Below are 12,549 nucleotides of genomic sequence, written 5' to 3'. Positions count from 1 at the left end.
CACTGTTTCCCACTCACGACGTTCACACGACGAAACCGCAGCTCAACAGCCAGCACCCTACCCAAGATCAGGGATCTTGAGCCAAAGTCAGGTAAGGTGACGGAATGGTCATGCGGGTGGCGATTCCCGTGCTGCCGTGCCGAGATGTGCAGGCAGCGCGGTCGTACTTCACGGACGTGCTCGGATTCGACACCATATTCACCTGGGAGACCCCACCCAGCTACGCGGCCGTGATCCGCGACACCGCCGAGTTCCACCTGTACGCCGAAAGCAGCGTCGGCCCGGCCAGGGTGACGGTTATCGTCGACGACGTCGATTCCTGCCACGACGAGCTGCGCGCCCGCGGCGCCGACATCGTCGAGCCACTGGCTGACCGGCCCTACGGGATGCGCGACTTCAACGTACGGACACCCGATGGGCACTTGCTGATCTTCAGCCAGCCGCTTACCGAGTAACGGGTGACCATCAGCGGACCAGCCGGAAGAATCACCGGACCGCACCGGTGAGGTCGTCCGACGTGGCCGGATCGGGCGGTGCGAGCGGCGGCATGAGATGGATGCCGGCGACCCGATCGGGTTGCCGTTGACCGATGCTCGTGCCCCAGCGCTGCCCTGGACGCCGAACCGCCGGTAGCCAGGCCATCAGCTCGCAACGCGTCGGATATCCGCTCGATCCCCCACCCCGGCGCGGCCGGCTTGTCGCTGAAGCCGTAACCGGGAAGCGATGGGCAGCCCCCTTCGCCGTTCACCCGACGAAACCGCAGCTCAACAGCCAGCACCCTACCCAAGATCAGCGATCTTGAGCCAAGTCAGCTAACACTGTTTCCCACTCACGACGTCAGTTGCCGTTGGGGGCGCCGATCCCCGGGGCGGGGGCCTGGGCGTTGCCGGCGATGCCGTAGCGCCCGGCGCCCCCGTCGAGCTGTTCCTTCAGCGCCAGGATCGCGCTCACCCGGCCCGCCGACGTGTCCACGTTGTCCACAGTGGACAGGATCGACGTGGCCGAGGTGTCCGCGCGGACCACGCCCAGCGCGCCGGTGCCGTCGGCCGAACCGGCGTCACCGGCGAGCACCGTCCCGGCGCCGCTGCGGTCGAGCTGGGTGGCGAACCGGGCGATCGTCGCCGCGCGGTCGCCCGCGCCGTCGCCGGTCGCCTCGGCGCCGGTCAGCACGATCGCCAGCTGCGCGGGCTTGACGTCCTGGCCCGCCTTGACGAACCCGCCGTCGGTGAGCCCGCCGAGCGCGGCCGCCAGTTCCTCCGGCGAGGACTGCGGTTTCGCCGTGGTCTTGTCCAGCAGCAGCACCGAACCGAGCAGGGCGCCGGCGAGCGTGCCGGAGTCCCCCGCCGTCGGGAACTTCGAGCCGGCCGGCTGCAGCCGCGTGACGACGTCGCGGAGCTGGTCGGCCTTCTCGGGGTTCGCGAAGGCGGACGTCAGCTGGACCTCGCCGGTCACCGAAGCCCCGGCCTGGCCGACCAGCTGCTTGAGCACGTCCCGGTCGGCCGGGCGCGCGTCTTCGGTGGTCACCAGCACCACCGACCGCTTGTCGAGCGCGCCGGCGACGACCTTCGGGCCCATCGAGCCGGCGAACGCGTCCGCGTCGGCCAGCCGGGCGTTGAGCGCGTTGCGCTGCGCCTCCAGGTCGGCGACCTGCGTGCCGAGGTCCTTCTTCTCCCCCGCCAGCCCGGACAGCAGCGTGCCGTTGAGCGCCGTCGAGCCGAGCACGACCCCGACGGCCAGCGCGAGGAAGCAGGCGGCGATGGAAACGACGTGGTAGCGCAGCGAAATCACGTGAACAGTCCCTTGGCCCAGGCGAAGAAGGTATTCCAGGTGTGCTTGAGCCAGTCGAGGTAGACCGAGCCCACGTCGGACACCAGCAGGGCCGCGGCGACCACCACCACCGCGGCGAGGACGAGCAGGACGACCGCGCCGATCGACACCCGGTTGCGGTGCAGCGTCGCCACGGCCTTGCCGTCGACGAGCTTCGTGCCGAGCTTCAGCCGCGTGAGGAACGTCGACGGGTTCGAGCCGGACCGGCCGTGGTCGAGGAACTCGCGCAGGGTGGCCTGGAAGCCGACGGTGACGACCAGGCTCGCGCCGTGCGCGTCGGCCAGCAGCAGCGCGAGGTCTTCGGCGTTGCCCGACGCCGGGAACGTCACCGCGCCGATGCCGAGGTCCTGGATCCGCTCGACGCCGGGCGCGTGCCCGTCGGGCTGGGCGGGCACCACGACCTCGCCGCCGCCGCGCAGGGTGGCGGTGCCGATGCCGGTGGGGTCGCCGACCACGACGTCCGGCCGGTAGCCCTGCACGCGCAGGGTGTCGGCGCCGGCGTCGACACCGATCAGCACCGGGCGGTGCTCGGCGACGTACTTCTTCAGCTTCTTGAGGTCCTCGGCGTGCCCGTTGCCGCCCGCGACGACCAGCACGTGCCGGTCGCGGATGGCGACCTTCAGCTCCGGCACGCCGACGCCGTCGAGGATCAGCGTGCGCTCGCGGCGCAGGAACTCGATGGTGTTCGCCGAGAACGCCTCCAGCTGCGTCGACATCCCGGCCTTGGCCTCGATCATCTGGTCGGCCACGCTCTCGGTGGTCTGCTCGATGCCCGAGGCGATCTGCCGCTCGCCGACGTACACGACGCCGTCGTGCAGCCGCAGCTTCGTGCCGTCCTTGACCGAGCGCAGCAGCTCGCCGCCCACCGAGTCGACGAGCGGGATGCCGGCCGCGACCAGGATCTCCGGGCCCATGTTCGGGAACCGGCCGGAGATCGACGGCGACGCGTTGACCACGCCGGCGACCTCGGCGTCGACGAGCGCGTCGGCCGTCGCGCGGTCGAGGTCCAGCTGGTCGAGCACGACGATGTCGCCGGGACTGATCCGGCGCAGCAGCTCCCGGGTGCGGCGGTCGACCCGCGCCACCCCGGTGATCCCCGGAAGCGGTTCTTGGTTCCGCGTGAGCAACCCGGTGAGCTTCATGTGGCCGATGGTGACAAATTTGCTCGTGGGACGTTGTACGCCACGCCGTAGCCGCCGTGACTCGTTGTGGTGAGCCCGGTCGCCTCCCCCGCGCGGGTCAGGCCTCCGACTCCTCCGACAGCGAGCCGAAGCCGAGGTTCAGCCAGGGGCTCGCCGGGTCTTGAAGGAGCTGGTGGTGGACCCGCACGGCCGCGGGGTACCACTCGCCGAAGTCGTCGCCGTCGGCCTGCAGCACCCGGCCCATGACGTACCCCGCCGAAAGGTCGGCCCATGACTGGTGGTAGCGGCGCGCGAGGGAACCGGCCTCGAGCACCATCAGCTCGGCGGTCAGCGCGTCGCAGAACCCGGCCGCCAGCCCGGCCCGGGCGATCGCGACGGCCCGGCCGACGTCCCACGACAGCGCCGTGGTGACGAACCCGTCCGCGTCGACCAGCCCGTCGGCGCGGAACCGCTGCTCGTAGCGGGACACGCGGCGGACCGTGTGGCGCAGTTCGTCGGCCTGGTCGGCGGCGTCGTTCTCCGCGCACCACCGGTCCACCAGCCCGGCCCAGGTCCGCGGGTCGAACTCGCCGCCCGGCAGCCCGTATTCGGCGGCGAAGCGCAGGCGCAGCATGAGCACGAGGTTGCCGGGCGTCAGCGCGTACCCGTCGCCGATCAGCCGGGTCATCGTCGCGCGCCAGTCCGGCGGGTCGGGCACGCCCCACCAGTCCCGCAGGTTCCGGACCTCGGCGACGTAGTCGTGGTAGCGCGCGTCGAGGACGTTCCACGGCGTCGCTTCGAGCACCGCGAGGTGCGCGCCGCACGCGAGCGCGTGCGCGATGGGCCCTTCGAGATGGCCGTACGGCGCGGTGATCAGCCGCTCGACCTGCTCCTCCAGCGGCGTGACGTCGTCGAGGTGCGCGTCGAGCCACGGCTGCAGCGTCGCGCCCGGCAGCCGCCACTCGCCGCGGGTACCGCGGTTGAACACGACCCGCTCGTGCCGCCCGACGCCGTCGACCGCCCAGTCGAGCGAGCCGCTCATCGCCACGACGTCCGGGCCGAGGTCGGGCAGCGCGCCGCGGGTGAAGACCTGCAGGAACTCGTCGCCGCCGGTCTCGAAGTAGACGTTGGGGAAGGTTTCCGCCCGTTCGTCGAGGATGCTCCGGGCGTCCACGCGCCGGATCGGCACGAACAGCTCCTCCCCGGCGAGGAGGCCGAGGTAGCGGTCGAGGTCGCCGTCCCGCCGCGCGGCGGCGAGCTGGGCTTCGAGGTCCGCGGGCGGCGGCAGGATCACGGGGCGGCTCCCTCCGCTCGGCCGGTCAGCACGACGAGCTTGCCCGCCGTCCGGTTGTGCTCCAGGTCGTCGTGCGCCTGCCGGATCTCGTCCATCGCGTACACCTCGGCCGGGCCGAGGCTGATGCTGCCGTCGGCGATCCGGTCGAGGTACCGCTGGAGAACGGGGGCGGGCAGGTCGTCCGCCTCACCACCATAAGCGGTCAACCGGACCCCGTCGGGAAGGTAGCCGATCGGATAGAAGTTCGAGATCGTCCATTCGTTGGACAACATGCCGGCGAAGCAGACGGTGCCGTGCACGCGGGTGGCGTTCAGGGTGTCCGGCAGGGTCGGCGTCCCGACGAGTTCGAGCGCGGCGTCGACGCCTCCGGGGGCGATTTTCCGGACCAGCCCGGCGACGGTCCCGTCGTCCAGCAGGGGGTGGTCGACGCCGTGTCCGCGCAGGATTTCGATCCTTTCCGGCTGCCGGGTGGTCGCGAAGACGGTGGCGCCGAGGTCTTTCGCGAGGGTCGCGGTGGCGAAGCCGAGGGCGGACGTGCCGCCGCGGATCAGCAGCGTCTGGCCTTCCTTCAGGTCGAGGCCGGTGGTGAGCGAGCCGTACGCGGTCTGCAGCGTCTCCGGGACCTGGCCGAGCACCTCCCACGGCAGGTCGCTGCGGAACGGGATGACCTGGCTTTCCGGGACCAGCGTGTATTCGGCGTACCCGCCGTCGAAGGTGCGGCCCATCCCGCCCATCATGGTGGCGACCTGCTGCCCGGGCGCGAAGGCACCGCCGGCGTCGACGATCCCGACGGCTTCGATGCCGGGCACGCGCGGGAAGGTGACGCCCTCGGCCAAGCCGAGCCGGGTGTGCAGCTCCGAGCGGTTGAGGCCGAACGCCTTGACGGCGATCCGGACCCAGCCGGGTTTCACCGCCGGCCGCGGGAGCTCGGTGAGCTCGAGGTTCTCGACGGGACCGGGTTCACGGAGCACCACCGCGCGCATCGGGGTCCTTTCTTCGCCTGCAGTCGTCACGACAACTGCCGGGCGGCGAAGACCATTCCCGCCGGCGGCTACTTCTTCTTCGCCGCGCGCTTCTTCTTCGGCTCGAACTCCGTCTTGTCCTTCTCGGCCGTCGCGAGCAGTTCCTCCGCGTGCGCCCGCCCGGTCTCGTTGTCCATGCCCGCGAGCATCCGGGCCAGCTCGCTGACCCGCTCGGTCTGGCTCAGGTTCTTCACCCCGCTGCGCGTGACGCCGCCGGTGTGGCCCTTGTCCACCACCAGGTGCTGGTCCGCGAACGCCGCGACCTGCGGCAGGTGCGTCACCACCAGGACCTGGTGGGTGCGCGCCAGCCGGGCCAGCCGCCGGCCGATCTCGACCGCCGCGCGACCGCCGACCCCGGCGTCGACCTCGTCGAACACCAGCGTCTGGACCGTGTCCGCGTGCGCCAGGACCACCTCGATGGCCAGCATCACCCGCGACAGCTCACCGCCGGAGGCGGCCTTGTGCACCGGCAGCGGCGGCGCGCCGTCGTGCGCGCGCAGCAGCAGTTCGACGTCGTCGACGCCGTCCGGGCCCGCGTGCACCGCGCGGCCGTCGAGGGTCAGGGCGTGCGTGTCACCGTGCTCGGCCGGGCGCTGCTCGACCGTCACGTCGATCGCCGCCTGGCCCATCGCCAGCCCGGACAGCTCGCGGGTGATCTCCGCGGCGAGCTCGGCCGCCGCCTTCTCCCGCGCCGCCGACACCTCGGCCGCGTGCGTGGAGAGCTGGATCGCGAGCTGGTCACGCCGCATCGCGAGCTCGGCCAGCGCCTCTTCCGAGGTGTCCATGGTTTCCAGTCGCCGCCGGGCGTCGTCGGCCCAGGCGAGGACGCCGTCGACGTCCGCGGCGTACTTGCGGGTCAGCCGCTTGAGGTCGGCCTGGCGGGCGAGGACCTTCTCCAGCAGCGCCGGGTCGGCGTCCAGCGTCTCGACGTAGCTGCCGAGCTCGGCCCCCACGTCGGACAGCAGCACCGACGCTTCTTCCAGCCGCGGCGCCAGCTCGCGCAGCACGCCGTCTTCGGACGTCGAAAGCCGCCGCAGCGCCTCCCCGACCAGCCCCAGCGCACCCGGCCCGTCCGGGTCGCCGTCCGGGGAGCCGGACACGGCGATGTGGGCCTCGGTCGCGGCCGCGCGCAGCTCGTCGACCGCCGCGAGCCGCTTGATCTGCGCGGTGAGCTCGTCGTCCTCGCCCGGTTCCGGCGCGACGGCGTCGATCTCGGTCAGGCCGTGCTTGAGCAGGTCGGCCTGCTGGGCCATCTCCCGCGAGCGCGTCGACCGCTCGGTCAGCTCGGCGATCACCGCCAGCCACTCGGACCGGATCTCCTGGTACACCCGCAGCGGCTTCGCCACCGCGTCCCCGGCGAACCGGTCGATGACCGCACGCTGCTCGGCCGGCCGCAGCAGCCGCAGCTGGTCGTTCTGCCCGTGCACCGCGATCAGCTGCTCGGACAGCTCCGCGAGCACGCCGACCGGCACGGACCGGCCGCCGAGGTGGGCGCGGGACCGCCCGTCGACGGCGACCGCGCGCAGCGCGATCACGCTGCCGTCCTCGTCCACGTCCGCGCCCGAATCGGTGACGATCCGCTCGGCGCCTTCGACGCCCGAGTAGGTGAACCGCCCTTCGACGAACGCCTTGAGCATCCCCGTCCGGACCTTGGACACCTCGGCGCGGCCACCGGAGAGCAGGTGCAGCCCGGTGACGACCATGGTCTTGCCCGCACCCGTCTCACCGGTCACGACGGTGAAGCCCGCGTGCAGTTCCAGCAGGGCGTCCTCGATGACTCCGAGGCCCTGGATGCGCATCTCGGCCAGCACGCCGCCTACGGTAGCGGCCACCACCGACACTCTGCGCGCCCGGGCACCCGGCGCGTCGCCGATATGTTCGAACGAATCGCCGAAAGGTCGATTGAGGGTGGTGGCGGGGAGGAAGGCGGAGGGGTTACTCGCAGGGGCGCGCGTGGCGCTCGCGCCAGCTCTTCACCGGCAGCGAGAACTTCTGGACCAGGCGGTCGGTGAAGGGGCCGTCCCACAGGCGGACCAGCCGCACCGGCGTCGTACCGCAGGTCACGCGCACCCGCGCGCCCGGCGGCAGGTCGATCGGCCGGGTGCCGTCGCAGGTCAGCACGGCCGACGAGCCGTCCGGGTCGATCCCGACGGTGATCACCGAGTCGCGGGAGACGACCAGCGGCCGCGCGAACATCGCGTGCGCGTTGCTCGGCACCACCAGCAGCGCCTGGACGTCCGGCCAGATGATCGGGCCGCCCGCCGAGAACGCGTACGCGGTCGAGCCGGTCGGTGTGGCGCACAACACACCGTCGCAGCCGAAGGCGGACACCGGACGGCCGTCGACCTCGATCAGCGCGTCCAGCACCCGCTCCCGGGTGCTCTTCTCCACGCTGGCCTCGTTGAGCGCCCAGGTGCGGGCGACTTCTTCACCGTCGTGGGTGACGGTGACGTCGATGGTCATCCGCTCTTCGACCTGGTAGTCGCCGTCGACGACCCGCTGGACGGTGTCGGCGAGCGCGTCGGAGTCGGCCTCGGCGAGGAAGCCGACGCGGCCCAGGTTCACGCCGAGCACCGGCACCCCGGCCGGGCGGGCGACCTCGGCCGCGCGCAGCAGCGTGCCGTCGCCGCCGAGGACGAACACCAGCTCGACGCCTTCGGCGGGGTTGTCGTCCGGGTCCACGACGGTGCAGCTCGCGCCGACGCCGTGCTCCTCGGGGTTGATCAGCGCACAGACGTCGTGCTCGATCACGCGGATCCGGATGCCGGCCTTCGCGAACCGCGCCGACACCTCGCGCGCGGCTTCGCCGGTCGCGTCGCGATCGGGGTGCACCATCAGGAGTACTTCGCGTTCGGTGGTCATGCGGGCCCTTCCTCGACGGCGGTCCGGACGAGCCGCTCGGCCTCAGTCCTGTCTACCGCGTCCACAGTGGACTCGGCCAGGTGTTCTTTCTTGAGCCACACGAAGTATTCGACGTTCCCGGACGGCCCGGGCAGCGGGCTGGCGGTCACCCCGCGCAGCGCGAGCCCGAGCTTCGCGGCCTCGTCGATGACGGTGAGCACGGACTCGGCGCGCAGGTCCGGGTCGCGGACGACCCCGCCGCTGCCGAGGCGGTCCTTGCCCACCTCGAACTGCGGCTTGACCATCGGGACCAGGTCGGCGCCTTCGCGCGCGCACGCCGCGAGCGCGGGCAGCACGAGCTTGAGGGAGATGAAGCTCAGGTCCCCGACGACGAGGTCGACCGGGCCGCCGAGGTCTTCGGGGGTGAGGGAGCGGACGTTCGTGCGATCCATGACCTGGACACGTTCGTCGGTGCGGATCCGCCAGTCGAGCAGGCCGCGGCCGACGTCCGCGGCGATCACGGTGGCGGCGCCGGTGCGGAGCAGGACGTCGGTGAAGCCGCCGGTGGACGCGCCGGCGTCGAGGCAGCGTTTGCCTTCGACGGTCAGGTCCGTGAACGCTTCGAGGGCGCCGAGCAGCTTGTGCGCGCCCCGGGAGGCCCAGCCGGGGTCGTCTTCGTCCTTGACGACGATGGGCGCGTCGGTTTCCACGCCGGTGGCCGGTTTGGTCGCGACCATCCCGCGGACGGTGACCTTGCCGCCGGTGATCAGCGCCGAGGCTTGGTCCCGCGAGCGCGCGAGACCGCGCCGGACGAGTTCCGCGTCGAGGCGGGCCCGCTTGGGCACGCCGATCAGACCTTGTCGATGCTGGACAGCGCGACCGTCAGCTCGGTGTGCACGGCGTCGAAGCGCTCGACGTGCTCCGCGAGCGGCAGCGCGTCCAGGTCGTCCAGCCCGGCGACGGCTTCGTCGATGCCGGCGCGCGGGTCGGTCTGCGGCGAGAACGAACCGGGCGGCGGGCCCGGGACGGGGAAGGGGTGGTCCTGCACGGTGCAAACGGTATCAGTCAGGACAGTTTCGCCTTGGTGTGCTCGCCGAGTTCGGTGACGCCCGTCTCCCAGGCCACGTGGCACAGCGCGCGGAGCAGGTCCAGGTCGTCGCCGTCACCCTCCGCCACCAGGGTCCGGTTCTCGACCGTGACGGTCCAGCCCGGCCGTGGCCCGATCCTGAGGTCTTCGGCGCGTTCGGTGAGCGCGGTGAGGTCCTTCGCCAGGTAGGTGCCGCGCTCGGCCGGGATGGCCTCGATCAGCTGTTTCGGCGTCGCGACACCCGACAGGACGACCAGGGAGTCGATGCCCGCGGCGACCGCCCCGGCGATGTCGGTGTCGAGCCGGTCGCCGACGACCAGCGGGTTCCGGGCGCCCGCGGACCGGGCGGCGGTCTCGAACAGCAGCGGCTGCGGCTTCCCGGCGACCAGCGGTTCGACGTCGGTGGCGGTGCGCAGCGCGGCGACCATCGAGCCGTTGCCGGGCAGCAGGCCGCGCTCGCTGGGGAGGGTGGCGTCGACGTTGCAGGCCACCCAGAGCGCGCCGGCCCGGATGGCCAGGCAGGCCTCGGCCAGCGCGGCCCAGGTGTTGTCGGGCGAGTGCCCCTGCACGACGGCCTGGACGCTCGGGGCGTTCTCCCGCACCGGCGCGAGCCCCGCCTGCGTCACCTCGGCGGCGAGCGACTCGGTGCCGACGACGAGCACCTCGGCGCCGGGGTCCAGGCGTTCCTTGAGCAGCTGCACGCCGGCCTGGGCGCTGGTGTGCACCTCGTCGGTCCCGGCGGGCATGCCAAGACCGGTGAGGTGCGCGACGACCTCGTCCGGGGCCTTGGAGGCGTTGTTGGTGACGAACCGGACGGGGGTGCCGTGCTCCCGCGCGGCCCGGACCGTCTCCGGGGCACCCGGGATGACCCGGGTGCCGTGGTAGACGGTCCCGTCGAGGTCGAAGAGGACCGCGTCGTAGGCCGCGAGGAGGGCGTCACTCATCGGTGGCTTCGGCGTCCTTTTCTTCGGTGGCCTTGTCTTTGGTGTCCTTGCCTTCGTTGGAGAGGTCGGCGGCCCGCTCGGCGGCGTCGGTCTCGTCCTCGGCGTCGGCCTCGGCGGCGTTGAGGAACCACCGGATGGCGTCGTCCTTGCGCCCGGCCGCTTCGAGGTTGTCGGCGTAGGCGTAGAAGAGACGAGCGCTCCACGGGTCGCGCTTCTCGGGCTTGAGGTCGTCACCCTGCAGCGAGACGACGGCGGCATCGAGCTGCCCGAGGTCCCGCCGCGCCCCGGCCGCGACGATGGCCAGCTCGACCTGCGTGGCCTTGTTCAGCTTCACGGTGTCGGTTTCCTTCGCGAGGTCGAGGGCCCGCTCGGGCCGCCCGAGCGCGCGTTCGGCGTCGGCGATGATGGCGATGTGCTCGTCGCTGCGCGTCATCCGCCGGACGGCCCGCAGCTCGGAGAGCGCCTCGGACCAGTTGCCGGCGTGGTAGGCGACCAGTCCGAGGGCCTCCCGCACGATGGGGACGCGCGAGGCCTTGGCCTTGGCGTACTTGGCGTGCTCGAGCGCGGCCTCGGGATCGCTGTCGATCAGCCCCCCGGCGGCGACGAGGTGCTTCCCGACGGTCTCGGCCAGGCCCTTCGGAAGCGTCCGCAGCTCGCGGCGGACGTCCTCGTCGAGGTCGGAGAACTCGATGTCTTCGGGGAGCTCGGGGGCTTCGAGGAGCTCCTTGGCGAGGGCCTCGTCGTCGAGCGGACCGCCGACCTTGGGCCGCGGGTCACGCCGGGGGCGGTCGCCTTGGGTGCGGCTGTCGCGGTCGTAGGGCTTGCGGGCGCCGGGGCGCTCGCCGCGGTCCTGCCGGTTGTCACGGCTGTCGCGGTTGTCGCGGCTGTCGTCGCGGCGCTGGTAGCTGCTGCGCTCACCACGCGAGTCGTCGCGGCGGTCGCCGTCGCGGCGCTGGTAGCCGCCGCGGTCGTCGGAGCGGGAACCACCCGGGCGGGAACCACGGTCGTCGTCGCGGCGCTGGTAGCCGCCACGGGAGTCTTCGCGGCGGTCGCTGCCGCCGCGGCTCCGGTCATCCGAGCGGAACCCCCCGGTCCGGCCGCCGCGGTCATCGCGGTCATCGCGACGCTGGTAGCCGCCACGGGAGTCCTCGCGGCGGTCGCTGCCGCCACGCCCCCGGTCGTCGGACCGGAAACCGCCGGTGCGGGAGCCGCGGTCGTCGTCGCGGCGCTGGTAGCTGCCGCGGTCGCCACGCGAGTCATCACGGCGGTCGCGGTCGCCGGAGCGGAAACCACCCGAACGGGTACCGCGGTCATCGTCGCGACGGTCCTGCCCGCCACGGCCCCGGTCGTCCGGACGGAAACCGCCCGGCCGCGAACCGCGGTCGTCACGACGGTCGTATCCACCGCGGCCGCGGTCGTCCGAGCGGGAACCACCCGGGCGGGAACCGCGGTCGTCGTCGCGGCGGTCGTACCCGCCGCGGGGGCGGTCGTCCGAGCGGAAGCCGCCGGTGCGGGAGCCACGCTCGTCGTCGCGGCGGTTGCTGTCCCAGCGGGGCTTGCGGTCGCCGTAGGAGGACTTGCCCTGGGGCCGGCCGCCGCGGTCGTCGAAGCTGCGGCCCGGCTTGTCGTCGCGCGTCCCGGCGCGGCTGTTGCCCCGGTCCTCGAAGCGGCTGCCCGAACGGCCGGCGCCCCGGTCCTCGTACCGCCCACCGCCGGAGCGGCTCGGACCGTCCGAGTAGCGGCCACCGCCCGGCCGGCCGCCGGTGTCACGGCTGCCGGCGCCGCCTCGGCGGTCGTCGCGGTCGCCGAAGGTGCGGCTCTGACCTGCGTATCCTCCGCGCTGGTCGCGGTCGCGGGGACCGTCGCCGCCGCGGAAGGGCTTGCCACCGCCGCGGACGCCGCGGTCGTCACGGCGCGGGCGGCCCTGGTGCCCGCCGTCGCGGCCGCCGCGGTCCTGCCGCGCGCCGCCCTGGTTCTTCCGGGGTCCGTCCGACCGGCCCCGGGAGCCTTCGTCCCGGCGTGCCGACCGGCCCGACCCATCATCCGCTGAGTCTCGTCGACCGAACTCGGACACCTGGCCTCCTGCCGTGGAAAAAAATCTTGTCTGGACATACGCGTACGGCCCGCTAGGGCAGCCAACTGGCTATCCTAACGGGCCGTACGGAAGGTAAGTTCGGCGGTGTCCTACTCTCCCACAACCCTTCGGTTGCAGTACCATCGGCGCTGTCAGGCTTAGCTTCCGGGTTCGGAATGGGACCGGGCGTTTCCCTGACGCTAAAACCACCGAAACACTCCGAAACAACACACACCGTCCAACCGGCGTGGTGTTTCAGAACCGTAGAGTGGATGCGTAACATCTTTGTAGGCAAGTCCTCGGCCTATTAGTACCAGTCAACTCGACAACACATTACTG

General features: G+C 72.2%; 11 protein-coding genes and 1 rRNA gene. 1 reads left to right on the top strand and 11 read right to left on the bottom strand.

Features of this window, described 5'->3' with window-relative positions; all coding sequences use genetic code 11:
- Nucleotides 1–104: 104 nt before the first annotated feature.
- Nucleotides 105–455 (top strand): VOC family protein, encoded by a 351-nt coding sequence (locus ABZW17_RS18800; RefSeq protein WP_354815141.1) that lies wholly within the window; start codon nt 105–107, stop codon nt 453–455.
- Nucleotides 456–837: 382 nt separating this feature from the next.
- Here ABZW17_RS18800 and ABZW17_RS18795 read toward each other — a convergent pair whose 3' ends face one another.
- The 11 genes from ABZW17_RS18795 to rrf form a co-directional block, all read right to left on the bottom strand.
- Entirely contained in the window at nt 838–1,788 is a 951-nt protein-coding gene (locus tag ABZW17_RS18795) for a copper transporter (RefSeq protein WP_354815138.1), read from the bottom strand.
- Complete coding sequence (gene steA, locus ABZW17_RS18790; protein WP_354815135.1) at nt 1,785–2,969, bottom strand: putative cytokinetic ring protein SteA; 1,185 nt, start codon at nt 2,967–2,969, stop codon at nt 1,785–1,787. The genes ABZW17_RS18795 and steA overlap by 4 nt, the downstream gene beginning before the upstream one ends.
- Before the next feature lie 97 nt (nt 2,970–3,066).
- Complete coding sequence (locus tag ABZW17_RS18785) at nt 3,067–4,242, bottom strand: DUF1266 domain-containing protein (RefSeq protein WP_354815132.1); 1,176 nt, start codon at nt 4,240–4,242, stop codon at nt 3,067–3,069.
- Nucleotides 4,239–5,225 carry a zinc-binding alcohol dehydrogenase family protein gene (locus ABZW17_RS18780; protein ID WP_354815129.1) on the bottom strand — a complete coding sequence of 329 codons (987 nt, stop codon included), beginning with the start codon at nt 5,223–5,225 and terminating at the stop codon, nt 4,239–4,241. The genes ABZW17_RS18785 and ABZW17_RS18780 overlap by 4 nt, the downstream gene beginning before the upstream one ends.
- Before the next feature lie 68 nt (nt 5,226–5,293).
- Nucleotides 5,294–7,075: a DNA repair protein RecN gene (recN, locus tag ABZW17_RS18775; RefSeq protein ID WP_354815670.1), complete on the bottom strand. Its 1,782-nt coding sequence runs from the start codon at nt 7,073–7,075 to the stop codon at nt 5,294–5,296.
- 124 nt (nt 7,076–7,199) lie between these two features.
- Entirely contained in the window at nt 7,200–8,126 is a 927-nt protein-coding gene (locus ABZW17_RS18770; protein WP_354815126.1) for an NAD kinase, read from the bottom strand.
- Complete coding sequence (locus tag ABZW17_RS18765; protein ID WP_354815123.1) at nt 8,123–8,950, bottom strand: TlyA family RNA methyltransferase; 828 nt, start codon at nt 8,948–8,950, stop codon at nt 8,123–8,125. The genes ABZW17_RS18770 and ABZW17_RS18765 overlap by 4 nt, the downstream gene beginning before the upstream one ends.
- Before the next feature lie 5 nt (nt 8,951–8,955).
- Entirely contained in the window at nt 8,956–9,153 is a 198-nt protein-coding gene (locus ABZW17_RS18760; protein WP_354815120.1) for a hypothetical protein, read from the bottom strand.
- A 17-nt stretch (nt 9,154–9,170) separates the two neighbouring features.
- Nucleotides 9,171–10,136, bottom strand: a complete 966-nt coding sequence (locus tag ABZW17_RS18755; RefSeq protein WP_354815117.1) for an HAD-IIA family hydrolase — start codon at nt 10,134–10,136, stop codon at nt 9,171–9,173.
- Nucleotides 10,129–12,210, bottom strand: coding sequence for a hypothetical protein (locus tag ABZW17_RS18750; protein ID WP_354815114.1), 2,082 nt, complete (start codon nt 12,208–12,210; stop codon nt 10,129–10,131). Before ABZW17_RS18750 ends, ABZW17_RS18755 begins: the two co-directional genes overlap by 8 nt.
- Before the next feature lie 97 nt (nt 12,211–12,307).
- Nucleotides 12,308–12,424: ribosomal RNA gene (rrf, locus tag ABZW17_RS18745) — 5S ribosomal RNA — on the bottom strand.
- Between the last annotated feature and the right edge of the window lie 125 nt (nt 12,425–12,549).

The sequence above is a fragment of the Amycolatopsis sp. NPDC004625 genome, from assembly GCF_040609695.1.
Taxonomy (GTDB): Bacteria; Actinomycetota; Actinomycetes; order Mycobacteriales; family Pseudonocardiaceae; genus Amycolatopsis.
The sequence above is the reverse complement of the archived record's forward strand: the minus strand, read 5'-3'. Positions and strand labels throughout refer to the sequence as shown.